Annotated in this window: 19 protein-coding genes and 1 pseudogene; 9 read left to right on the top strand and 11 right to left on the bottom strand. The window is 38.2% G+C overall.

What is annotated here, in order from left to right; translation table 11 throughout:
• Positions 1 to 176: 176 nt before the first annotated feature.
• From RBH95_RS07770 to RBH95_RS07740, 7 genes are all read left to right on the top strand, one after another.
• Positions 177 to 863 carry a TIGR00730 family Rossman fold protein gene (locus tag RBH95_RS07770; protein WP_307902122.1) on the top strand — a complete coding sequence of 229 codons (687 nt, stop codon included), beginning with the start codon at positions 177 to 179 and terminating at the stop codon, positions 861 to 863.
• Between the two features lie 266 nt (positions 864 to 1,129).
• Complete coding sequence (locus RBH95_RS07765; RefSeq protein WP_307902120.1) at positions 1,130 to 3,934, top strand: metalloprotease; 2,805 nt, start codon at positions 1,130 to 1,132, stop codon at positions 3,932 to 3,934.
• Positions 3,935 to 4,089: 155 nt separating this feature from the next.
• Entirely contained in the window at positions 4,090 to 6,501 is a 2,412-nt protein-coding gene (locus RBH95_RS07760; RefSeq protein ID WP_307902119.1) for a thiamine pyrophosphate-dependent enzyme, read from the top strand.
• An 84-nt stretch (positions 6,502 to 6,585) separates the two neighbouring features.
• A complete protein-coding gene (locus RBH95_RS07755) occupies positions 6,586 to 8,196 on the top strand; it encodes a class I SAM-dependent methyltransferase (protein ID WP_307902118.1) in 1,611 nt (536 codons plus the stop codon).
• A 4-nt stretch (positions 8,197 to 8,200) separates the two neighbouring features.
• Entirely contained in the window at positions 8,201 to 8,584 is a 384-nt protein-coding gene (locus tag RBH95_RS07750; protein WP_307902117.1) for a DoxX family protein, read from the top strand.
• Positions 8,581 to 8,853 (top strand): DUF202 domain-containing protein, encoded by a 273-nt coding sequence (locus tag RBH95_RS07745; protein ID WP_307902116.1) that lies wholly within the window; start codon positions 8,581 to 8,583, stop codon positions 8,851 to 8,853. The genes RBH95_RS07750 and RBH95_RS07745 overlap by 4 nt, the downstream gene beginning before the upstream one ends.
• Positions 8,854 to 8,864: 11 nt before the next feature.
• Complete coding sequence (locus RBH95_RS07740) at positions 8,865 to 9,341, top strand: hypothetical protein (protein ID WP_307902115.1); 477 nt, start codon at positions 8,865 to 8,867, stop codon at positions 9,339 to 9,341.
• 3 nt (positions 9,342 to 9,344) lie between these two features.
• Here the strand turns inward: RBH95_RS07740 and RBH95_RS07735 are convergent, their stop codons facing one another.
• The 3 genes from RBH95_RS07735 to RBH95_RS07725 form a co-directional block, all read right to left on the bottom strand.
• Entirely contained in the window at positions 9,345 to 9,623 is a 279-nt protein-coding gene (locus tag RBH95_RS07735; RefSeq protein ID WP_307902114.1) for a hypothetical protein, read from the bottom strand.
• A gap of 86 nt (positions 9,624 to 9,709) precedes the next feature.
• Positions 9,710 to 10,957 (bottom strand): LamG-like jellyroll fold domain-containing protein, encoded by a 1,248-nt coding sequence (locus tag RBH95_RS07730; protein ID WP_307902113.1) that lies wholly within the window; start codon positions 10,955 to 10,957, stop codon positions 9,710 to 9,712.
• A gap of 184 nt (positions 10,958 to 11,141) precedes the next feature.
• Positions 11,142 to 12,392, bottom strand: coding sequence for a LamG-like jellyroll fold domain-containing protein (locus tag RBH95_RS07725; RefSeq protein WP_307902112.1), 1,251 nt, complete (start codon positions 12,390 to 12,392; stop codon positions 11,142 to 11,144).
• 253 nt (positions 12,393 to 12,645) lie between these two features.
• Between RBH95_RS07725 and RBH95_RS07720 the strand changes: the two genes are divergently transcribed.
• The gene (locus RBH95_RS07720) at positions 12,646 to 13,365 is read left to right on the top strand and encodes a septal ring lytic transglycosylase RlpA family protein (protein ID WP_307902111.1); all 720 of its coding nucleotides are present in this window, start codon (positions 12,646 to 12,648) and stop codon (positions 13,363 to 13,365) included.
• An 80-nt stretch (positions 13,366 to 13,445) separates the two neighbouring features.
• Here the strand turns inward: RBH95_RS07720 and RBH95_RS07715 are convergent, their stop codons facing one another.
• From RBH95_RS07715 to RBH95_RS16690, 4 genes and pseudogenes are all read right to left on the bottom strand, one after another.
• Positions 13,446 to 14,699 carry a LamG-like jellyroll fold domain-containing protein gene (locus tag RBH95_RS07715; RefSeq protein WP_307902110.1) on the bottom strand — a complete coding sequence of 418 codons (1,254 nt, stop codon included), beginning with the start codon at positions 14,697 to 14,699 and terminating at the stop codon, positions 13,446 to 13,448.
• 164 nt (positions 14,700 to 14,863) lie between these two features.
• Complete coding sequence (locus tag RBH95_RS07710; protein ID WP_307902109.1) at positions 14,864 to 16,105, bottom strand: LamG-like jellyroll fold domain-containing protein; 1,242 nt, start codon at positions 16,103 to 16,105, stop codon at positions 14,864 to 14,866.
• Positions 16,106 to 16,265: 160 nt separating this feature from the next.
• On the bottom strand, positions 16,266 to 18,416 hold the full coding sequence (locus RBH95_RS07705; RefSeq protein ID WP_307902107.1) for a LamG-like jellyroll fold domain-containing protein: 2,151 nt from the start codon (positions 18,414 to 18,416) through the stop codon (positions 16,266 to 16,268).
• Between the two features lie 173 nt (positions 18,417 to 18,589).
• A pseudogene (locus tag RBH95_RS16690) lies at positions 18,590 to 18,694 on the bottom strand (hypothetical protein); the annotation flags it as partial.
• 109 nt (positions 18,695 to 18,803) lie between these two features.
• On the opposite strand from RBH95_RS16690, the gene RBH95_RS07700 reads away from it, so the two are divergent.
• Positions 18,804 to 19,838 (top strand): DUF1254 domain-containing protein, encoded by a 1,035-nt coding sequence (locus tag RBH95_RS07700; protein WP_307902106.1) that lies wholly within the window; start codon positions 18,804 to 18,806, stop codon positions 19,836 to 19,838.
• Positions 19,839 to 20,166: 328 nt separating this feature from the next.
• On the opposite strand, the gene RBH95_RS07695 is transcribed toward RBH95_RS07700, so the two are convergent.
• The 4 genes from RBH95_RS07695 to RBH95_RS07680 form a co-directional block, all read right to left on the bottom strand.
• Positions 20,167 to 21,396 carry a LamG-like jellyroll fold domain-containing protein gene (locus RBH95_RS07695; protein WP_307902105.1) on the bottom strand — a complete coding sequence of 410 codons (1,230 nt, stop codon included), beginning with the start codon at positions 21,394 to 21,396 and terminating at the stop codon, positions 20,167 to 20,169.
• Positions 21,397 to 21,567: 171 nt separating this feature from the next.
• The gene (locus RBH95_RS07690; RefSeq protein ID WP_307902104.1) at positions 21,568 to 22,809 is read right to left on the bottom strand and encodes a LamG-like jellyroll fold domain-containing protein; all 1,242 of its coding nucleotides are present in this window, start codon (positions 22,807 to 22,809) and stop codon (positions 21,568 to 21,570) included.
• A gap of 174 nt (positions 22,810 to 22,983) precedes the next feature.
• Positions 22,984 to 24,225: a LamG-like jellyroll fold domain-containing protein gene (locus RBH95_RS07685; RefSeq protein WP_307902103.1), complete on the bottom strand. Its 1,242-nt coding sequence runs from the start codon at positions 24,223 to 24,225 to the stop codon at positions 22,984 to 22,986.
• 197 nt (positions 24,226 to 24,422) lie between these two features.
• Positions 24,423 to 25,628, bottom strand: coding sequence for a LamG-like jellyroll fold domain-containing protein (locus tag RBH95_RS07680; RefSeq protein ID WP_307902101.1), 1,206 nt, complete (start codon positions 25,626 to 25,628; stop codon positions 24,423 to 24,425).
• Positions 25,629 to 25,763: the final 135 nt, after the last annotated feature.

The raw sequence follows: 25,763 nt of genomic DNA, 5'->3' as shown, positions 1-25,763 counted from the left end.
ATTAAACTACACCTCATAAAATTTAAATAGGCAGATTTACATCTGCCTATTTTTTTACATTAAAGTGAAGGATTTTTAACTCACTTAGCAAATTAAAATTTGTATCTTGAAATCCGTTACAAAGGCCGCCATACCCATCTTTTTTGGATAAACCGGCCTAATTTTAAAACACAAATATGACTAGAGAACAACATCACAGACGATGGAATGAAATAAAGACTAACGATTCATGGGCCATTTTCAAAATCATGGGCGAGTTTGTAAATGGTTATGAAAAATTAAGCCTCATTGGACCATGCGTATCTATTTTTGGCTCGGCCAGAACCAAACCTAATCATAAATACTATCAACTGGCAGAAGAAATTGCCGAAAAAATTGTTAACCAAGGTTACGGTATCATTACAGGTGGAGGCCCAGGTATAATGGAAGCAGGAAACAAAGGAGCCCATATTGCTGGAGGTACTTCGGTAGGTTTAAATATAGAGTTACCGTTTGAACAACATGACAACCCATATATAGACTCTGATAAAAGCTTAGATTTTGACTATTTCTTTGTTAGAAAGGTCATGTTTGTAAAATACTCCCAAGGCTTTGTGGTAATGCCCGGGGGCTTTGGTACCTTGGACGAACTTTTTGAATCCATCACCCTAATCCAAACCCATAAAATTGAACGGTTCCCTATTATTCTAGTGGTTAGTGAATTTTGGAATGGATTGATTGATTGGGTTAAATCTACACTTTTGGAAGCTGGCAACATAAGCCCTGAAGATTTGGATCTTATCCATATTGTTGATACTTCTGATGAAGTAGTCCAAATTTTGGATGAATTCTATAAAGAATTTAACCTCAGTCCAAATTTCTAACAGCACTAAACACTTGTACCAAAGCAAGATACATCAAGCCGATATCTTGCTTTAAAAATCTATTTACTCAAAGATTTTCTTTTCCCTTAAAACTTTGTAATATTATGTTTTATACGAAAGGACACAGGGCTTTTTGCTATTGTTTCAAAACTATAATTAAAAAAATGACGTTACAAAAGAAACAAATCCAAGAATAGGATTTAAGACTTTAGTAACCCTGTAATGTTTGTAATAATACATTGAAACTACATTTAAACCTCATTCTTGTGCTTCTGTTAAGCACCGTTGCTTTTTCTCAAAACAAAATTGAGATGCAAGCCGTTTTCGATGTTCCCAACAAAACGATTAAGGTTAAGCAATACATTACTTGGCAAAACACCTCAAACGATTCTTTAAAAACCATCTATTTAAACGATTGGAACAATAGTTATTCTACCAAAACAACTCCATTGGCCACACGCTTTACGGAAGAATTCAACAATAAGTTTCATTTTGCAAAGAACGAAGAGCGCGGTTATACTACTGTAACCTCGGTTAAAGACTCCAGTGGTGTAGCATTAACCTATGACAGGATAAAAGATCACCTTGATGTCGTAAAAATAGACCTTAACACACCTCTGCCTCCTGGCGAAAGCTATCATATTGTATTAAACTACAACCTGTTGGCGCCCAACAACACCTTTACGGGCTATGGCATCTCTGATGCTATGGATTTTAACCTCAAGTATTGGTATTTGGCCCCTGCGGTGTACGATGGAGAATGGCATTACTATAGCAATAAAAATTTAGATGATTTTTACACGCCTCCAGCCGAAATAACCTTAGAAGTGGTCCACCCAAGAAATTACGCCTTAATTTCCGAACTAAACACCATTTCCCTGCAACAAACAGACAGCACACAAACAGTTGTTTTGAACGGTAAAGACAGGGTCAACACTAGTTTTGTATTAACCAAATTCCCCAATTACAAATACGTAAAAACCGAAAATGTTACCGTAGTAACCAACATAGAAGATGGAGGCTTAAAACCGCATGAAAGAGCCTTGATTGTTGACAAAATTGTCAGCTTTATGAACAACAACATGGTACCCTACCCCCATGAACGTCTTCTACTCACAGAAATTGAATACAAAAAAAACCCTCTATATGGCCTTAACCAGCTTCCTAATTTTATCAGGCCTTTCCCAGATGGTTTTCAATATGAATTAAAATTGCTAAAAACCGCCCTTAATAATTACCTTGAAAACACTTTACTGGTCAACCCTAGAGATGACTATTGGTTAAAGGATGGGATTCAAGTGTATTTCCTTATGAAGTATATAGAAGAACACTACCCTGATATGAAATTTTTGGGCATGTTGGCTGATATTTGGGGGATACGTGCCTTCCATGCTTCAGACCTCAAATACAATGAGCAGTACAATTTGTTCTTTATGCAAATGGCTCGCACCAATCGGGATCAACCTTTGACAATGCCCAAAGATTCGCTTTTAAAGTTTAACGCCAATATTGCAAGTAAGTATAAAGCTGGTGTGGGACTTAAATATCTAGGCGATTTCATGCAACCAGAAGTCTTGGAACAAACTATTTCACAGTATTTTGAAGAGTATCAGTTAAAACTTTCTACTTCCAAAGATTTTGAAAGCCTATTAAGAAACAATACATCAAAGGATATTGATTGGTTTTTTGACGACTACATCATTACTCGGAAAAAATTAGATTTCAAGATCAAAAAAGTAAAACGTGATAATGACTCCATAACACTTACCATTAAGAATAAGCGTCATAATATGATGCCCGTTTCGCTTTTTACCTTGTCTGATGACAGCATTCTTTCCAAGACCTGGATTGAGAACATACACGGCAATAGAACCTTTAAAATTCCAGAAGACAATATTGATAAACTTGTTCTTAATTACGATAAAGTTATTCCAGAAATCAATCTTAGAGACAATTGGAAATCCCCTAAAGGTTGGTTCTTCAATAACAAGCCATTACAAGTTCGCTTGTTCAAGGATATTGAAGACCCCAATTACAATCAGGTGTTTGTAATGCCCATTATTGAATACCGTAACATTTACGATGGTTTAACCCTAGGCACCAAACTCTACAACAAAACACTATTGCGCAAACGCCTTAACTATAAGTTTTCACCAAAATATGCCACCCATTCCAATACTTTAACGGGGTCTGCATCCATTTTCTATACCCACAATCTGGAAAACCAGGACCTGTACAATATCACTTACGGCCTATATTCCAGTTATTCCTCATTTGCCCAGGATGCCTTTGTAACCATTTTCACCCCTTCCCTAACCTTTAGTTTTAGGGACGATAAAAATTTTAGATCCAATCAATACCAATACATCAATCTTCGCTATATAGACATTTCAAGAACACAGGAAGATCCAACCCTCGTATTGACTGAGGAACCAGATTATGGTGTGTTCAACATACGCTATATCTACGCTAACCCAGGGTTGGTGAATTATTCCAAATGGTATACGGACTTTCAATTAGCCGATAAATTTGGAAAAATATCCGTAAACTATGAGTTTAGAAAACTCTACGAAAACAACCGGCAATTTAATGTAAGGTTCTTTGCCGGAACCTTCCTTTACAACAACAACGAACCAGGCTCCAATTATTTCAACTTTGCATTGGACCGACCCACCGATTACCTTTTTGATTATGACTATTTGGGGCGTTCAGAAGAATCTGGGATTTTTAGCCAGCAAATAATCATTGCCGAAGGAGGCTTCAAGTCCAAATTAACGCCGGCCTTCTCCAACCAATGGATGACAACCATGAATTTTAGCACGACCCTTTGGCGCTATATTGAAGGCTATGGTGATATTGGGCTTGTAAAAAACAAATATCAAAATGCTGAATTTGTTTACGATTCGGGGATTAAACTGGATTTGGTAACCGATTATTTCGAAATATATTTCCCCATATATTCCAATTTGGGGTGGGAAGTAGGACAACCTCGGTACGACCAAAAAATACGCTTTAAGTTCACGGTAGATCCACAAGCGCTCTTAGGCCTGTTCCGTAGACGATGGTTTTGATGAATTCTTAATCAAAATGCTATTTTTTGCATTATTTTAATTATTTTACACAAAAACAACTTTTTCTTTATCAAATTACCAAAAATATAACACATTCTATGGTTGTAAAGATTGGAAAGATTACCTAAATTTGCAACAACTAAAAAATCGACACTATGCAAACTGAAACAAACACTATACAAGACATAACCTTTGATGATTTTAAACAAGAAGTTATCAACGATTATAAAACTGCTGTTACCAGTAGAGAGTGTAGTTTGCTAGGAAGACGAGAGGTACTTACCGGAAAAGCAAAGTTTGGAATTTTTGGAGACGGAAAAGAAGTTCCTCAGCTAGCTTGGGCCAAAGCCTTCAAAAATGGAGACTTTAGATCTGGCTACTACAGGGACCAAACGTTTATGATGGCTATTGGCCAATTAAACGTTCAACAATTTTTTGCCGGTTTGTATGCCCACCCTAGCCTTGAAGCCGACCCAATGTCTGCCGGTCGCCAAATGGGAGGCCATTTTGGAACCCATAGTTTGGATGACCAAGGAAATTGGAAAGACTTAACCAAACAAAAAAACTCAAGCGCCGATATCTCTCCTACCGCTGGGCAAATGCCACGTTTGTTAGGATTGGCACAAGCTTCCAAAATCTACAGAAATGTTGAAGGTATAGATACCACCAATTTTTCGGTAAAAGGAAATGAAGTTGCCTGGGGTACCATTGGTAATGCCAGTACCAGTGAAGGCCTGTTTTTTGAAACCATCAATGCTGCTGGTGTACTGCAAGTACCTATGGTAATAAGCGTTTGGGATGATGAATATGGGATTTCTGTACACGCCAAATACCAAACAACCAAGGAAAGTATTTCCGAAATTTTGAAAGGTTTCCAAAGAGACGAAAACGGTAATGGTTACGAAATTCTTAAAGTGAACGGTTGGGACTATGTGGCTTTAATTGAAACCTATCAAGAAGCAGCCCGAATTGCCAGAGAAGAACATGTGCCTGTACTAGTGCACGTATTGGAATTAACGCAGCCACAAGGTCATTCTACTTCTGGATCACACGAACGTTACAAAAGTAAAGAACGTTTGGAGTGGGAAAGCGAACATGACTGTATTGCAAAAATGCGCGACTGGATGCTAGCCAACAACGTGGCTACTGAGGAAGAATTGCGCGAAATTGAAAAGACCATAAAAAAAGACGTAAGAGCTACTAAAAATGCAGCTTGGGACGCGTACTTAAAACCAATAAAAGAAGAGCAACAGGAAGCAATACAATTGCTAAACCAATTAGCAAATTCAAGCCACAACAAGGCTTTTATCGCCAAATTGGCCAATGACCTGTCAGCTGTTAAAGAACCTATAAGAAAAGATGTGATCTCCATTGCAAGAAAGGCATTACGCTATGTACTTTCAGAAAATACTTCTGAAAAGCGAGCCCTTCAAAATTGGATTAACAACTTCTTTGAAGACGTACAACCTAAATATAGCTCACACCTTTATTCGGAAACTGAAAAATCAGCTTTAAACGTTAAGGAAGTAGCGCCTAGTTACGATGATACTGCTGCCGAAGTGGATGGCCGTGTAGTAATCCGTGACAACTTCGATGCTATTTTCAGCAAATATCCAAATGCCTTGATTTTTGGTGAAGATTCTGGAAACATTGGAGATGTTAACCAAGGTTTGGAAGGTTTACAGGAAAAATATGGAGAGCTTCGTATTTCAGATGCCGGAATTAGAGAAGCTACTATTTTAGGGCAAGGAATTGGAATGGCCATGAGAGGTTTAAGACCTATTGCTGAAATCCAATACTTGGATTACCTAATGTACGCGTTACAAATTATGAGTGATGATTTGGCCACTCTACACTACCGTACGGTTGGGAAGCAAAAAGCGCCTCTAATTGTTAGAACTCGTGGTCACCGACTTGAAGGTATTTGGCACTCCGGTTCTCAAATGGGAGGCATCATCAACTTAGTTCGCGGTATGCATGTGTTAGTACCTCGCAACATGACCAAGGCAGCAGGTTTCTACAATACATTATTGGAAAGCGATGAGCCAGCCTTGATTGTAGAATGCCTAAACGGTTACAGACTTAAAGAAAAACTGCCTGAAAACCTAGGAGAGTTCAAAACACCAATAGGTGTGGTAGAAACCGTTAAGGAAGGTAAAGACATCACTTTGGTATCTTACGGATCCACTTTAAACATTGTAGCTCAAACTGCTAAAGATTTATTGGAAGTTGGTATTGATGCAGAAGTGATCGACGTACAATCCCTACTACCGTTCGATTTGAATCACGACATTGTAAAAAGTGTACAAAAAACGAATCGTTTAATGGTGATTGACGAGGACGTTCCTGGAGGGGCTTCAGCTTATATATTGAATGAAATTTTGAATACACAAAATGCTTATCAGTATTTAGATAGTCAACCTCAAACCTTAACGGCCAAGCAACACAGACCTGCTTACGGTACCGATGGTGATTATTTTTCAAAGCCTTCGGCAGAAGATATTTTTGAAGCGGTCTACACCATGATTCATGAAACAGATCCTACTAGTTTTCCTAGTATCCGATAAACACTAAGAATCTTTTATATACAAAACCTTTTAGGACTTCCTAGAAGGTTTTTTTATATTTATAAGAAACTCATTTTCGTCGGTATGCTAACCCAAAAGGAAAAACAACAGTTAAGAAGCACTATTTTTAGACATTTGGATGGCATTGCTACAGCTACCACCGCTTTTACCTTACATAAAAAAGGTGTCCTTGAATACCTGTTAACACACCAAAAAGCAACTTTACAGGACCTGTCCCAACACTTCAAAGCCAACGAAGGCTACCTCAATGTTGCCTTAAGAATTCTCTGTGCCCAAGGCTGGTTATACCAAGTACCAAAGCCTGAACACAACACCATTGAATTTTCCACCAACGAGCAAAGCCATAATGCATTTCAGCTGATTCCTTTGTATCAAGAGGCCGTCCAACTCCTATCCTATTCAGTAAAATTTCCTGAAGAGCGTATTGGTGCCGATGCCTTTTTAGTGCTGGAACGGGTTTTTAAAAATTTCGAAAAGCAATATGGACTACCCACTACTGAGGAAAACTCCCTTGAATTTCAAATACTAAAACATATTGAAGGGGTTATAGTAGCCCCCATAATAGTCCTTTTAGGCGTAAATGGCCTCTTTCACAAATATTTTATGGAAGCCTCCTTTACCGCAGAGGAGTACCACAAAAACCCTGAAAGCTTTAAAAAAATTCTTGATTTCTTTGCGTTCCTAGGATGGTTTACCAAAAAGAAAAACACCTATCAATTTACCGATAAAGGCTTATTTTTTGCCAAGCGAGCCAGCGCTTATGGAGTGACCGTTTCCTACCTTCCCACCTTTACCAATCTCGAAGAACTTATATTTGGAGATCCTTTAATTTTAAAAACAGAAAGTCCAAACGAGCCCGAAAAACATGTCCACAGGGAAATGAATGTCTGGGGAAGCGGTGGTGCCCATTCTACCTATTTCAAAGTTATAGACCAGGTTATTATAGACCTGTTTAACAAACCTATCACCGAACAGCCCAAAGGCATTTTGGACATGGGATGTGGTAATGGGGCTTTCCTACAACACATTTTTGATGTTATAGAACACCAAACCCTAAGAGGCACTATGTTGGAAGAGCACCCCTTATTATTGGTAGGAGCCGACCTCAATCAAGCAGCACTAAAAGTTACCAGAGCCAATTTAATTGCCGCCGACATATGGGCCAAACTAATATGGGGAGACGTGGGCAGACCCGACCTTTTAGCAAAAGATTTGAAGGATAATTACAACATTGATTTAAAAGATCTCTTAAATGTAAGAACATTTTTGGACCACAATAGAATCTGGACCACACCAAAACATCCCCAAAAAACATCCAGCACCTCTTCTGGCGCTTTTGCCTATAAAGGAGAACGCCTCAAAAACAGTTTGGTAGAAGATTCTCTTCTAGAACATTTTCAACGCTGGAAACCTTATGTAGAACGCTTTGGACTTCTAATCATAGAGCTTCATACTATAGCTCCAGAACTCATAGCGAACAACCTAGGCAAAACACCTGCTACAGCTTATGATGCTACCCATGGTTTTAGCGACCAATATATTTTGGAAATTGATATCTTTATAGCCCTGGCAAAAGAGGCCGGTTTGGTTCCCGTAACGCAATACGCTTCTAAGTTTCCCAATAATGAACTTGCCAGTGTTAGTATTAACTTATTTAAAGGAGTTTCATCCTAATTTTATGAAAAAACAACAATCAGATTTCGCCTTACTAATTTTAAGAGTCGTATTTTCAGGGTTAATGCTAACCCATGGCATCCCAAAAATACCACGGTTGTTTGCATCACCAATTGAATTTGCTGACCCTATAGGCCTTGGCGCCACCACTTCGCTAATACTCACATTAATAGCCGAGGTATTGGCCCCCATTGCTGTAATTTTAGGGCTAAAGACCAAAATAAGCTCCATTCCCATAATCATTACCATGGCCGTTGCAGCCTTTGTAGTTCACCTTCAAGATCCTATTGGCACTAAAGAAAAAGCCCTTTTGTATCTTGCTGGATATCTGGCTATATTTTTGATGGGACCAGGCGGCTACTCATTGGACAATCGATTAAAAAAATGAGCACTACGGAAGATAAACCTAAATTAATTACGAGAGACTGGTTGGCCATTGAGCGCACCAAACTAGCCAACGAGCGCACCTTTTTGGCCTATTTTAGAACGGCAATCGTCTTTTTGGGAACGGGCATCACTATTTTAAAAATAGAGTTGTTCAACAGTATGAAACCCTTTGGCGTTATTCTTATTGCCATTACCCCCATTATACTTACCATTGGCATTGTTAGATTAATTTACGTGAGACGATTGATTAGAAAACACTACAATGTTTGATTTGATACTATATGCATACAGAATCTGTTTCCAACATAAAAAAAGAATTACAGCACCTAAGTCAAGAAGAATTAATCACCCTCTGCCTGCGTCTTTCACGCTTTAAAAAGGAAAATAAAGAACTGCTTACCTACCTTCTTTTTGAGTCTCATGACGAACAAGGCTATATCGACGCCGTAAAAATGACTATGGACAGCCAATTTGAAGAAATTAATACCAGTAGTTATTTCTACATCAAAAAAAGTGTACGGAAAATTTTAAGAGGTGTTCAAAAATACATTCGGTATTCCTTAAAGAAAGAAACTGAAGTGGAATTGCTCCTCTATTTTTGTAAAAAACTAAAAGAATTCTCTCCATCCATAAACAACAATATCACTCTTAAAAACTTATTTGACCGACAAATAAATGGCCTCAGGAAAAAAATATCGGTTTTGCACGAAGACTTACAATATGATTATAACATAGAATTAGACTCCCTTCAACAATAACAACTAATTACCTGACTGAACTTTTACAATTTGCACCAAATAAATGGTTATTGCTGTTGCGCCTCCAAACATCCAAAACCCTAAATAAATTCCCATTGTTGGGAGTCCACATTTAATTTCCTTCCCGTCCGTTAACACATCGGTAAGAAATGTAGGAAAAACATGAATGTAAAGACACAACACCAATGCGGTAACCAAGTTTTGAATATATCGAATATGGCTAAATTTCCGCAGTAGGACATACTGCAGTATGGCAACCACCAAAACAATCAGGATAACCATGGATAGATTTTAAGTTATTTATGACCAAACTAAAAATCTCCCGTCACAAATGCAGCAACGGGAGACTTCAACTAATTAAAACCAATTTATTCTTTGATTACCTTAAATGCAACTGAATCATGCCCATCTACTTCAATCCTAAGAAAATACAAACCAGTAGCAACTCCCTGAAGATCTACCAGAAACTTGTTGTCATTATAGTACTGGTATTTAGCAATAATTTTTCCCGTAACCGATACCAATTCCATTTCTATCGTTTCATAAGTATTGGCCAACTCTAATGTTAACATATCTTTGGTTGGGTTTGGATAGAGTTTTGTTGCATTTAACAAGGTGTCTTCAATACCCAATGAGGCATCCACATACATACAAGTAGAGGTGGTTACACATCCTTCACTTGTAATTTCAACAGCATAGGTTCCCGAAGTTTCAGGAGTAAATGTTTGTGCTGTGGCACCTTCTACAGCACTATTGCCATCACCACAATTAAACCACTGGTATGTTGCTCCTGTTTCTGTTGCGGTAAGGACACCTGCAGCTAAAGTAATTTCGTTATCTATACCACCAGTAATATCAGCACCCATTGTCCAGTTGGAAGATAAACCATTCAAGGCGAAATTATTCAAGGTACCGCTCTCTCCCAGACTCCCTAAATCGGTTACGGTATCAACCGCTGAATTATCGGTTTGCGGTATTCCTTCGTTAAAAGGATAGTAGACCAATAAGCCGGTCTCATCACCACATAATTCGGTGTTCATACGCTCCTGAATTTCTGCTTGACTAAGCGCTATATCCCAAATACGATATTCGTCCATTTCTCCTTGAAACAGCCCATTATCATCAACACGTTTACCCAAGCGCAGTTTAGTAATTGTTGACGTGTTAACACCCACAGATAAATTGTTTTGAGTGTCTAATTCCCCATCTACATAGAGGCTTATTTCATAGGGTGCCGAGGGGTTATACACCACGGCAACATGGTGCCATTCTCCATCGTTTACCGGAATGCTTCCACTCACCCCGTTTCCTTGAACCTCCAGACGGATTGCGTTACTCCACAATACATTAAATGTAAATCTTGCTCCAGTTGAAGCATAGCCCCAATCACTAATAACACTTTGGCCATCTCCTCCTTGGTTGATGGGCAAAGAATTTTTAGTCGTTTTAATCCAAGCTTCAATAGTGCGTTCTGCACTTCCTGTAACTGGAGTCGCCTCTGATTGCACATAATCATCAACGCCATCAAAATTGAGTCCCGTTTGCGCTACTATCGCAATGGGAGTCATAAAAATCAAAAAAGTTTTTAGTAATCTAAAAGGTAGTTTTGTTATCATAAATAATGTGTTTTGTTGTTAAAAATTTATTAAACAACACTTTTAAAAAGCAAAAAATACACAGTATTTAACCTATATTTAACCTAGTAAACCCTCTATCGACTTACAATCAACTACTTACAACTAAAACAAAAGAAGCCAATGCAAATGCATTGGCTTCATCACTAAAGGCGTAATCCTTCGATTACATCTTAACAACTTTTATTGTAACGGTTTCCGATTGGTCCACCTTTAAGTTTAAGAAATACACTCCCGAATTTAATTGGTCTAAAGCAATATCAAACCCGTTGGTGTTGTTAAATTGGTATTCTCCCACTACTTTTCCTGTAATGGCAACCAATTGCGCCTCTACTGTTTCGTATACTTCGTTCAAATCTACATTTATGTTGTTAGACGTTGGGTTTGGAAAAATTCTTAAACCTTCCAATACATTATCTTCAACACTTAAAGAGGTTACCTCAACTTCCATACATTCTGAAGTAGTAACACAGGTTCCCTCTGCCGTTTCAACAGTCATTTCAACCGCATAAGTTCCAGACACCTCTGGTGTGAAGCTTTGCTCAGTAGCACCACTAACAGCCTCACTAGCATTGTTGCAATTCACCCACTGATAACTAACACCTTCCTGCATTGCAGACAAAGTATTCTCTTCAAGCGCCACCAAAGGACGGCCAGTTACCCAGTTTGAAGATGTTCCTGTTAAAGCGAAATCGTTTAAAGTACCAATATCTTCCATATCTGCTTCATTGATCGCTTCATTGATTACGGTATTATCTCCATTAGGCGTCCCCACACTAAAAGGGTAGTATACCACCAAGCCTTCTTCATCTCCACAAAGTTCTCTGTACATTCTGCTTTGAAGTTCTTCTTGGGTCAATACTCTATTCCAGATTCGGAACTCATCCATATCGCCTTCAAAATTCTTATCTCCAGTAATCTTCTCACCTATTTTAAGGTTGGTACCTGTAGAAAGAATGTAGGCATACTTATCTAAAATCCCTTCTGCATCCAAATTTCCGTCCACATAAAATTTCACTGAATGATTCGTTGAAGCAAAAGACTCAAAAACCACAGCCACATGGTGCCATAAACCATCATTTACCGCGGTAGTTGCATTTACACCTCCGCCACCTACTTCGATCCTCAACGCATTATTCCCTAAAATATTAAATGTAAACCGATTACCTGTATTATCCTTTCCCCAATCGCAAATCACACTTTGTCCATCTCCTCCTTGATTGGTAGGGATCGAATTTTTAGTAGTTCTAATCCAAACCTCAACAGTTCTTGGATTGGTAGCTGTTACAGGAAGTACCGTTGTTTGAATATGGTCATCGACACCATCAAAATTAATTCCAGTTTGGGCATTGGATATTAAAAATGAGCCTGCAGCCAAAGCAGACAACACTAATTTTTTGTGTAATTGTTTCATCATAACTTCTATTAATTTTTAGCAAAAAAAATACTTTCCCATTAAGTCTTTCGCCATATGTAGCCGGATTAACCCATAATTAACCTTGAAAATGTTGATACTTCTCAATATTATGGTATTCATGACTATTAGTGTTTTCATGCGGTACAATACGTATTTTAAAACTTGACTTTTATCGGCCCTTTCCTGTTTGAATTTTCTTATCAACTTTATGTATATTGCCGGTCTGTTTAACTAATCAACGCCCCAAAACCCTATGAAAATTTTTACCCTACTTATTCTCTCATTGTTTACCACATTGCTTTCCGCTCAAGTTCAAACAGGTAAAGCCTCGTTTTACGGCGACAAGTTTGAAGGACGGCTTACCGCCAGTGGCGAGCCTTATTATCACAAAAATGCCACAGCCGCGCACAGAAACCTACCTTTTGGCACTATGCTAAAGGTCACTAACCTTGCTAATAATAAAGTAGCCTATGTAAAGGTGAATGACAGAGGTCCTTTTGTAAGCGGACGCATTATAGACCTCTCTAAATCCATTGCTCATAAATTGGATTTTGTAGCTGCAGGCGTCGCCGACGTAGTTATAGAAGTATTGGAAACCGATGATTTATCAGCACCTAATATTGAAGAGCCTATTGCTTCCGTTTCGGAAACTGCCAATAATTCTTCAAATACTATTACAACACCACCTGTAGAATCGGAATTTTATGAACTTGCCATAGACAGAGTAAAACCAGATTGGATAGGTGTTCAGATAGGAAGTTTTCAAGAATTGGCCAATCTTATTCGCTTGGCAGATAATTTAAAGATTAGCTACCAAAAAGAAGTTACTGTGCAGGTAAAAACCATTAATGGTGTAAAAATCTATTCCCTGATTCTTGGAAAATTCAACACCCGTAGTAAAGCTGAAAATTTTAGAGATCATTTTGAGAAAAAATATCCCGACTGTTTTATCGTAGATCTTACCACTTCATAAATTATATAGGGATTCCAACTACAAAAAATAAAGCCAATGCATTACGCATTGGCTTCTTTGTAAAATGTAAATTCTCTCAATTACATTTTAACAACTTTTAAGGTTACAGCTTCCAACTGCCCAGCTTTTAAATTCAAGAAATACACTCCTGAATTAACATTGTTAAGACCCAATGAAAACCCATTGGTATTGCTGAATTGGTATTGTCCAACTACTTTCCCTGTAATAGACACCAATTGTGCCTCTACGGTTTGGTAAACACCATTTAAAGAAACATTTAAGTCCCCTGAGGTTGGGTTAGGATACAATTGCAGACCTTGTGCAAAAACCTCATCATCTATCCCTAAGGAATCATTTTCATAATAAACCGTCACAGACATTTCCACACATCCCCCAACGGTAATTTCAACCGCATAATTACCCTCTTCTGAAGGCGAAAATGTCTGACCAGTTGCCCCTTCAATTGGCGCATGTCCATTATCTATATCCACCCATTGGTAAGAAGCATCTGCTTGGTTGGCTGTAAATGAGGTTTCCCCTTGAGTAATTGTAATATCGATGTCATTAGTTACATATCCTTCTACAAAATTTGAGGTCCAAGCTACATTCATTCCAAAGTTATGCAGTTCATTTACATCTGAAGGCGACACTTCATTTATAACCGTTGTAACAGCAGAGTTATCCGCACCAGGTACGCCTTCGTTTAATTTATAGTAAGCTATTAATTCTTCTGGGTATTCACAAAGTTCACTATTCATGTTCTCCTGAATATCACCTTGGGTTCTCGCTACATTCCAAATTCGCACATCATCAATAGTTCCGTTATATCCTGTATTCTCTGGGTTTCCAGCTCTAGCGCCAATTTGAATAGGAGCCACATTGGACGTGTTAGTTCCTGTACCTGTAAAATTCCCTTGAGCTTCTATTTCGCCATCCAGATAAAGTTTATATTGATTGCTCTCTAAAGAAGGATCGTAAGTTACCGCAACATGATGCCATCCCAAAGGGTTGTAAGTGGTACCTGTAAGCCTATTGGTTGCCCCTCCCCCTGTTTCTATCTGTAACTTTCTGTCCTGAAATTTAAAAGTGAAGCGAGGTCCTCCCTCCGGAGTTACATCGCCACCACCCCATTCTACAATAATATCCTGACCACTACCAGAGTGATCCACCCAAGCTTCAACCGTTCTGGCAGAGTTCCCCTGAGGCCCATATAAATCTGTGATGATATAATCACCATAACCATCAAAATTCAACGCTGTTTGTGCATTTACCGTTAGCATTGTTGCTGCAAATCCCGCAGACAATAACCACTTTTTGTGTATTTTTTTAATCATAATTTGAGTTGTTTTTTTCAAAAAAATTAAAAATGTTAGAAACTCATTGAATGATTACATCGCATTAACCCCCATTTAACCACAAAAAAACTAACGTCTTGATTTCTAAAAACAAAAAAAGCCAACCCTTCCAGGTTGGCTTTTCACATAAACACATTACACAATTACATCTTTACCACTTTAACAGTAGCAGCATCTAAATGATCTGCCTTAAGGTTTAAGAAATAAAGCCCCGAATTGATATTGTTAAGATCGATTGCAAATTCATTAGTATTGCTAAATTGATATTGCGCTACCACTTTTCCTGTGATAGATACCAATTGCGCATCTACGGTTTCATATACTCCATTCAAGGTAACCTTTACATTTCCTGACGTTGGATTAGGGTACACTTTTAAACTGTTGGCAAACAAAGTATCTTCCACCCCTAATGACTCAACCTCTACCGCCATACAAGTTGATGTTACCATACATCCTTCACTATCTGTTATCTCAACTGCATAAGTTCCCGATACTTCTGGAGTAAATGATTGTTCTGTGGCGCCATCTACAGCAACATTACCATCTGTACAGTTAAACCATTGGTAGGTAGCTCCCGTCTCAGAAGCCATAAGTGTAGAGGCATCCAATGTCACTGTATTATCAACAGCACTTGTTAGCGTTGGTCCCGCAACAAAATTGGAAATTGAATTATTTAAAGCAAAATTATGCAAGGTCCCATTATAGCCGTTTTTAAGATCGGTTACCATAGTAATATCTGCATTATCGGCTCCAGCAGTTCCTTCGTTAAATTGGTAATAAGCCACTAAACCATCTTCATTCCCACAAAGGGTCACATCTTTATTGTCAGCAATTTCTGCAGCTGTCCTTACCACATCCCAAACACGTACCTCAGCTATCGTTCCATCAAATGGTTGATTTTCATCATTTCTAGCTCCGATTACTATATTATTACTTCCTATATTTAAATTTTGGCCTATATCACCCTGAGCATCCAACTCCCCATCCACATATAGTTTATATTTATTGGAAGTCAGAGAATTATCATATACTACCGCTACATGGTGCCATTGAGAATCTTTTATATTAGCATTGCCTGTAACACCACCACCGCCAACTTCAATCCTTATTTTAGTAGAATTTGGATTTATTTTAAATGAGAAACGGGTTCCTCCCCCATCCATGGTCCCCATACCAACAATAAACATTTGAGGGGCATTCCATTCGTAGCCTACATTAATCCATGCCTCAACAGTTCTAGACAAATCTCCCGCAATAGAAGGTGCCGTTGTAGTTATATAATCATCTTCACCATCAAATTCCAAAGCATTTTGCGCATTGACCGTTAACATAGATGCCGCAAAAAACGCAGGCAAAATCATTTTTTTGTGTAAATTTCTTATCATAATTGTTAAATTTTAGTTGACAATAAATGTATCAACTACACATAAACTATTCAGAAAAACCGTACTGTTTAACCTTAAATTAACCCACATAATTAATTACTTAAAAAACAAAAAAAGCCAAACTAAAAAGGTTGGCTTTTCACATAAACACATTACACAATTACATCTTTACCACCTTAATTGTAGCAGCATCTAAATTATCTGCCTTAAGATTTAAGAAATAAAGTCCTGAATTGATATTGTTAAGATCGATTGCAAATCCATTAGTATTATCAAACTGGTATTGTCCAACCACTTTTCCTGTGATAGACACCAATTGCACTTGGACATTTTCATAAACTCCATTTAAGTTTACGTTCAAATCTCCCGAAGTAGGGTTTGGATACACCTTCATGTTGTCCATCAAGGTTTCCTCCACTCCCAATGAATTAACATCTACCGCCATACAAGCCGACGTAGTCACACAACCATCCACCGTAATCTCTACAGCATAGTTACCAGATGTCTCTGGTGCAAAGGTTTGAGCAGTCGCTCCATCTACAACCGCATTGTCATTATCACAATCTACCCATTGGTAAGCAGCACCTGTTTGGGTTGCTGTTAGTGTAGCATCCATTAATGACACCAATCCATGACCTTCTCCCCAATTGGAAGTATCGCCAGATAAGGTAAAATTGTTTAACACGCCATCATTTCCTGAAGGACTCATATCGTATACAGTTGTCATGCCTGCATTGTCAGTTCCTGCCACGCCTTCCCCAAGTGGAAAATACGCTGCAAGCCCATCTTCATCGCCACAAAGCTCTATATTCATTCTACTTTGAAGCTCAGCTTCAGTTAATGCGTAATCCCAAACACGAACCTCATCTATATCACCTTCAAATAAATTATCATCTAGTATTCTTTTTCCCAATCTAATTCCCGTTCCATATTGCGGTATATTTATCGAGGTATTATTAAAATTCCCTGTTGCATCCAATTCACCATCAACATAAACAGCAACTCTATGAGGCGAACCTGTTGGATCATATACAGCAGCCACATGATGCCATTCTCCATCGTTCACAGGCGTAGTTCCAGATACACCACCTTGCCCAACTTCCAAACGCACACTGTTACTCCAAAATAGATTTAAAGTAAAGCGTTGAGCAGGAGATGGATTTCCCCAATCGCAAATCACACTTTGTCCATCGCCTCCGTCTCCGGAAGGCAAGGAATTTTTAGTAGTACGTACCCAAGCCTCTACAGTACAGGGGTTGTTACCAGAAACAGGAATACTTGGACTCTGCACGTAATCATCAACTCCATCAAAATTCAATCCTGTTTTCACGTTTATTGAAGGACCTGGTTCAACGAAACTAACAGTTTCAGACATTTCAACACAAGAGCCAAGCGTAATTTCTACCGCATAGTTCCCCGCTACCGAAGGTGAGAAGGTTTGCTCTGTAGCTCCATCAACCGCTGTATTATCATTATCTACATCTACCCATTGGTATGTAGCACCAGCTTGGTTAGCCGTTAACATTGTCTCTTCTGCCAAAACCGTAAGATCTAAGCCACTATCTATATTTCCTGCCACATAATTAGAAGCTTCTCCCATTAAATCAAAATTATGGAGATTATTAAAAGCCGAAGGATTCACTTCATTAACAACTTCTACCTCAGTATTATCAGCTCCAGCAACACCTTCATTCAATTTATAATAGGCTTCCAATCCTGTAGGCAATTCGCAAAACTCTGCATTCATATTTTCTGCAATTTCAGCTTCGCTTCTTGCCACACTCCAAATTCTGACCTCATCGATAGAGCCATGAAACGGGATACTCCCCCCCAAAACACGTTGTCCAATAGTAGCCATTTGCCCTCCAGATGTTGGTGTATTTATACCCGTCAAAGAACCAGAGCCTGACTCCACACCATTAATATAGAGATAACCTGTTCCCCCATCCTTTACAACAGCTACATGAGTCCATACATCCAAAGGAATAGCCTCTGCCGCTGTAGTAATATTAGTATTTGAACCGCCTCCAAGATATTTTAGGCTTTTATCGCCACCTACCACAAAGGTATTTCTGGCCCCTACAGTACCATTACCATAGTCAAAAATTGCCAAATTAGACTCCGGCGAGGTTGAGGGCACATAGATCCATGCTTCAAAAGTTCTATCAGCCGCGCCAAGTATACCGGCATAAGATGTTTGCACGTAATCATCGGTGCCATCAAAATTCAAGCCCGTCTGGGCCTTGGCAGCCAATACAGATCCTGCAATAAACGCAGGTAAAAACACTTTTCTGTGTAGATTTTTTATCATAATTGTTAAATTTTAGTTGTCTTTAAAATTATTTCAGACATCAAGAAACACCTGTAAAAAACCGATGTTTAACCTTAATTTAACCTATAAAAATCACAACAAATTGAGTATTAAATCATAACAAAAAAGCCAGCCTTTTCAGGCTGGCTTTTTCACATAAACACATTACACCATTACATCTTCACTACTTTAACCGTGGCAGCATTTAACTGATCTACCTTAAGGTTTAAGAAATAAAGTCCTGAATTGATATTGTTAAGATCGATTGCAAATTCATTGGTGTTACTAAAATTTTAGCAAACATAAAACAGGGAATTTAAACCATTGTTGCAACACACTGTAAAACACTGTATATTAGTACATTGAAAACAACGAAAGCACTAGATTATGAAAAACAGTATTATTTCCTTTATTACAATATTCGCACTTACACTGGCCTCATTTGCTCATACTGAAAATAGCCAAAAAACTAACAAAGAATCTCCTATAAAAGTAACTCCAGAAACATTTATTAGAGCCGAGACCGATAACATGTTTTCCCAAATGATTAAAAATGCAGGTGGAACAAACCAATTTTTTCATTTTAAAACTCCAACACCATTAAACAACCAAACTGTTATTAGAATGAATCGTGATGTTTTATATTCTGGTGGTGTTTTTGATGCTAAAGAGGGACTTAAAATAAGCTTCCCCGAAATTCCTGATACTCGCTATGCTTCCATCTATATTCTTGATAACGACCACTATGTTCAGGAAATTATTTACCAACCGGGGGAATATAGTGTAAAAGGTAATACTAGGTTTTTATATGTAATTGTTCGGATTCAAGTTTTCGATGCAAAAGATTCCGATGAGATAAGAATGGTTAATAATCTACAAAATAAGTTTGTTGTCAAATCTGAAACAAATGAAGAATTTCCTGAATTTAAATGGGATAAACAGTCTTTAGATTCTTTAAGAGCCGTTTACAATAAAGAAAGTGCTAACTATAGAAGTTGGAAAGGCATGATGGGGAAACGAGGCAAAGTAAATGAAAAGACCAGACATATTGCAGCGGCGGCGGCCTGGGGATTGTTACCTGAAGAAGCAGCTACATACTTAAACTACAAACCAAAGGAAAGCAATAAAGATAAATGCTATTCTGCAACCTACAAAATTCCGGAAAATGATGGTTTTTGGTCAATCACCGTATATGGTGATGATGGCTATATTAAATCCGAAAACTGTTTATTGAATGGTTCCAACGTAAAACTGAACAATGACAAAACATTTACTGCCTATTATGGAACGGTAAAGGCCTGTGGAAATGTACCAAACAGACTTGATGCTCCAGATGGTTGGAATATTTTATTTAGGATATACCGACCAGGAGAATCTGTTCTTAATGGTAATTTTACCTTACCCGAAATAAGCGAGAACTAAACCACTATGAACTAAAAATCTATAGGTTTGTTTCACTAGGTACAGAAGTCCCTCCCATTGTTTATCTAGTTTAAAATAAGAATAGTATAAATCGGAGGAGCTAACGCTAATATTCAGAACCCTTTTTGATTATTCATATGACTAAGGTGCTGCAATAAAAGCATAGCGTTTTATACCCTAAATTGAAACCTATAAACACCTCAAAAAATAGGATGTATAATTATATTTAACCCCAAAAAAATATAAAATACTAAATAGCACAACGCGACACTAAAACAAAAAAGCCAGCCTTTTCAGGCTGGCTTTTTCACATAAACACATTACACCATTACATCTTCACTACTTTAACCGTGGCAGCATCTAACTGATCCGCCTTAAGGTTTAAGAAATAAAGTCCTGAATTGATATTGTTAAGATCGATTGCAAATTCATTGGTATTACTAAATTGATATTGCGCTACCACTTTTCCTGTAATTGACACCAATTGTGCGTCTACTGTTTCATACACGCCATTCAAAATCACTTTTACATTTCCAGACGTTGGGTTTGGATACACTTTTAGGTTATTAGCAAACAAGGTATCTTCTACGCCTAAAGATTCAACTTCTACCGCCATACAGCCCGAGGTAGTCACACAACCATCCACTGTTATTTCCACAGCGTAGTTACCAGAAGCCTCCGGTGTAAAGGTTTGAGCAGTAGCTCCATCCAATACAGCATTATCATTATCACAATCCACCCATTGGTAAGTAGCTCCTGTTTGAGCTGCCGTTAAAGTGGTTTCAGACAAAGATACCAATCCATGGCCTTCTACCCAGTTAGAAGTATCTCCTGTAAGCGCAAAATTATTTAAGGTTCCTGTATCATTTGTAGGACTCATATCACTAGTAGTCGTAATTCCTGTATTATCTACTCCCGGAGTCCCTTCAGTTAAAGGAAAATACGCTACAAGTCCAGCTTCATCACCACAAAGCTCCACGTTCATTCTGCTTTGAAGTTCAGCTTCCGTCAAGGCATAGTCCCATACACGTACTTCATCCATATCTCCCTCAAATAAATTAACGCCATCAACTCTCATACCTAATCGAAGTTTTGTATTAGTCGCGGTATTAACTGTAGGGTTATTTCCCATATTCCCTTCAGCATCCAAAACTCCATCTACATATAATTTAACCTTATAGGTCGCCGAATTATTAAAAGTTACCGCTACATGATGCCATAAGCCATCATTAACAGCTGTATTCCCATTGATTCCTCCTCCAGCAACCTCTAAACGCAAGGTGTTACTCCATAAAATATTAAATGTAAATCGATTACCTGTAGTCCATGTGCTGGAATGCCCCCAATCACAGATCACACTTTGATTTCCATTAGAATCTTTCGTAGTTCTAATCCAAGCTTCAATAGTTCTGGCACCGTTTCCGGAAACAGGAATTGTTGTTCCCTGCACATAGTCATCCACCCCATCAAAATGAAGTCCGGTTTGTGCATTAGCAGTTAACATAGTTGCTGCGAAACACGCAGGCAACAGCATTTTTGTCTGTAGTTTTTTTATCATAATGTTAAGTTTTAGTTGCGCTAAAAATATTTTGAAGCCTAAAAAATAGTATAAAAACAACCCTTTTTAACCTTAATTTAACCTACACGAATCACAACAAACTGATAACTAAAGCACAACAAAAAAAGCCAACCTTTTCAGGTTGGCTTTTCACATAAACACATTACACAATTACATCTTTACTACTTTAACTGTAGCAGCATCTAAATTGTCTGCCTTAAGATTTAAGAAATAAAGTCCCGAATTGATATTTTCTAGGTTTACTGCAAATTCATTGGTGTTGCTAAATTGATATTGCGCCACTACTTTTCCGGTGATAGATACCAATTGTGCATCTACTGTCTCATACACGCCATTCAAAGTCACATTTACATTTCCAGACGTTGGGTTTGGATACACTTTTAGGTTATTAGCAAACAAGTTGTCATCCAACCCTAAAGTTCCCCCAACATAATTAACTGTTTCTGATAAGGCAACACAACTGCCCAATGTCATTTGTACTGCATAATTACCATCTTCAGAGGGTGAAAACGTTTGACTAGTAGCCCCATCAATAGCAGTATTATCATTGTCCACATTTACCCATTGGTATGTAGCACCAGCTTGGTTAGCACTTAAAACATTGTTTTCTGTAGCCACGGTAAGATCTAATCCGCTATCTATATTTCCAGCCACATAATTAGAAGCTTCTCCCGTTAAAGCAAAATTATGCAATGTATTAAAAGCCGAAGGATTTACTTCATTAACAACGTCATTAACTTCCACATCAGTATTATCAGCTCCTGCCATACCCTCGTTTAATTTATAATAGGCTTCCAATCCTGTAGGCAATTCGCAAAACTCAGCATTCATATTGGCAGCAATATCAGCCTCACTTCTGGCTACACTCCAAATTCTAACATCATCGATAGTGCCGTTAAATGGAATGCTCCCCCCTAAAACTCGTTGCCCAATAGTGACCATTTGCCCTCCAGATGTTGGTGTATTTACACCTGTTAAAGAACCAGAGCCTGACTCCACACCATTAATATAGAGATAACCTGTCCCCCCATCCTTTACAACAGCTACATGCGTCCAAGTGTCCAAAGGAATTGTTTCTGCAGCAGAGGCAATATTGGTACCCGGTAGCCCACCTCCTATAAATCTCAAATTTCTCTCGCCACCAACCACAAATGTATTTCTTTGAGTTTGATTACCATAATCCAGAATTGCCAAGTTAGATTCCGGCGCAGTTGAAGGCACATAAATCCATGCCTCAAAGGTTCTATCAGCCGTACCAATTATACCTGCATATGACGTTTGGATATAATCATCTGTACCATCAAAATTCAGTCCTGTTTGCGCATTAGCTGTTAACAGAGTCGCTGCAAAACATGCAGGCAAAATCATTCTCTTGTGTAGATTTTTAATCATAAATGTTAAATTTAAGTTGACACAAAAATATCTTAGCCATTCAGAAATGCCGGACAAAACAATTCGTTTAACCTTAATTTAACCGCCTTAAAACCACAAATTACTGACACCCATATACCAAACAAAAAAAGCCAGCCCTATTGGGCTGGCTTACAATATAAACGCTTTATTGAATTACATCTTTACCACTTTAACCGTCGCAGCATCTAAATGATCTGCCTTAAGGTTTAAGAAATAAAGCCCCGAATTGAACTTGTTTAGATCTAATGAAAATTCATTGGTATTGCTAAATTGATATTGAGCTACCACTTTTCCAGTGATAGACACCAATTGCGCGTCTACAGTTTCATATACACTATTCAACGTTACATTTACATTTCCTGACGCTGGATTAGGGTACACTTTTAAACTGTTAGCAAACAAAGTATCTTCCACTCCTAATGACTCAACCTCTACCGCCATACAAGTTGAGGTTACCATACATCCTTCACTATCTGTTATCTCAACCGCATAGGTTCCCGATACTTCTGGGGTAAAGGACTGACCCGTAGCGCCATCTACCGCTACATTTCCATCGGCGCAGTTAAACCATTGGTAAGTAGCTCCCGTCTCAGTAGCCATAAGTGTAGAAGCATCCAATGTCACCGTATCATCTACTGAGCTTGTAAGCGTAGGTCCTGCCACATAATTAGAAGACCCGCCACTTAAAGAAAAGTTGTGCAATGTTCCATTGTAGCCATTTTTAAGATCGGACACTGTAGTAATATCTGAGTTATCAGTTCCTGCAGTTCCTTCGTTGAATTGGTAATAAGCCACCAAACCATCTTCATTTCCACAAAGGGTTACATCTTTATTATTGGCAATTTCTGTGGCGGTTCTCGCAACATTCCAAACACGTACCTCAGCTATTTTTCCATCAAAATATGTTGCTGGATCCAAATCATTTCTCGCTCCTATAGCCATGTTATTGCTTCCTATGGCTAAATCATTACTACCAATATTGCCCTGGGTATCCAACACACCATCCACATATAATTTGTACTTATTGGAGGTCAAGGAATTGTCATATACCACGGCTACATGGTGCCATTGAGAATTTGTTATGTAATCGCTTCCGGTTAATCCGCCACCGCCTATTTCAACGCGGATATAGGAAGATCCAGGATTAATTTTAAATGAGAATCGGGTCCCTGCATCCATAGTTCCCATTCCTACTATAAATCGTTGCCCAGAATCGTAAGAGGCATTAATCCATGCTTCAACGGTTCTCGACGCATTGCCTTCAATGGAAGGAGCCGTAGTAGTAATATAGTCATTAGAGCCATCAAACTCCAAAGCATTTTGAGCATTGGCAGTAAACATAGAAGCCGCAAAACATGCAGGCAAAATCACTTTTCTGTGTAGTTTTTTCATCATAATTGTTAAATTTTAGTTGTTTTTAAAATTATTTAAGACCTACAGAAATATCTTACCAAACATGCTCATTAACCTTAATTTAACTTAATAAATCTCAATTATTTGATTTTCAGAGCAAAAAAAAAAAAAAAAAAAAAAAAAAAAAAAAAAAAAGCCAACCTTTTCAGGTTGGCTTTCAACATAAACACATTACACAATTACATCTTTACCACTTTAACCGTCGCAGCATCTAATTGATCTGCCTTAAGGTTTAAGAAATAAAGCCCCGAATTGAACTTGTTTAGATCTAATGAAAATTCATTGGTATTGCTAAATTGGTAGGTTGCTACTACCTTTCCTGTGATAGACACCAATTGTGCATCTACAGTTTGATACACACCATTCAAAGTCACATTTACATTTCCAGACGTTGGGTTTGGATACAATTTAAGATTGCTGGCAAATAAGGTATCTTCCACTCCTAATGAAGCCACTTCCACACATTCAGAAGTAACAGTACAACCATCCACAGTAACTTCTACCGCAAAACTACCAGAAACTTCAGGTGTATAAACCTGTTCTGTAGCTCCTGCAATTGCAGTATTGGCATTGTCACAGTCCACCCATTGGTAAGTAGCTCCTGTCTGGGCGGCTGTAAGGGTAGCACCTTCTTGAGTTACCAAACCATGACCTCCTACATAGTTAGAAACAGTTCCCGGAGACAAATCGAATCCCATTAAGGTACCATTATTCCCATTGGCTGCATCTACAGCTGTGGTGACTCCAGTATTATCTCCTTCGGCAATTCCTTCATCCAATTTAAAATATGCTTGCAATCCTGCAGCATCTTCACATACTCCAGTATTCATAGTAGATTGGATTTCCGCTTCGGTTCTTGCAATATCCCATATCCTAACTTCATCGATATTTCCTTGAAACAAAATGGAACCACCTGCAACACGCTCTCCAATTTTCACATCATCTCCCCAAGAAGGCGTATTCAGTGCAGTCACAGAAGCGAACCCCATTTCATCTCCATTTATATACAAATAACCTGTAGTACCATTTTTAACAAAGGCTACATGAACCCAGATATCCAACGGCACCGTATCTGCATCGGTAGAAACATTGGCTGCTCCGGCAATAAACTTCAAACTTCTATCACCGCCAACCACAAATGTATTCCTACCCCCAACTTGACTATATCCATAATCCAATATTGCCAAATTAGATGCGGGTGCAGAGGAAGGCACATAAATCCAAGCTTCAAAGGTTCTGTTAGCTGATCCAAGCACGCCTGCATAAGGTGTTTGGATATAATCATTGACCTTATCAAAATTCAATGCACTTTGCGCATTAAAAGTTAACACAGACACCATAAAGCATACAGTAAAAAACATTTTTTTGTGTAATTTTATTATCATAATTGTTAAATTTTAGTTGTTTTTTAAATTTATAGCACACATTACACTACATTAAACCAAGAGCTGTTATTAACTTTAATTTAACTTAAAAAACTACAACAGACTAATAGTCAGCTGCATAATTAAAATTCAAAA

The organism is Mangrovimonas sp. YM274, assembly GCF_030908385.1.
Classification (GTDB): Bacteria; Bacteroidota; Bacteroidia; order Flavobacteriales; family Flavobacteriaceae; genus Mangrovimonas_A.
The sequence above is the reverse complement of the archived record's forward strand: the minus strand, read 5'-3'. Positions and strand labels throughout refer to the sequence as shown.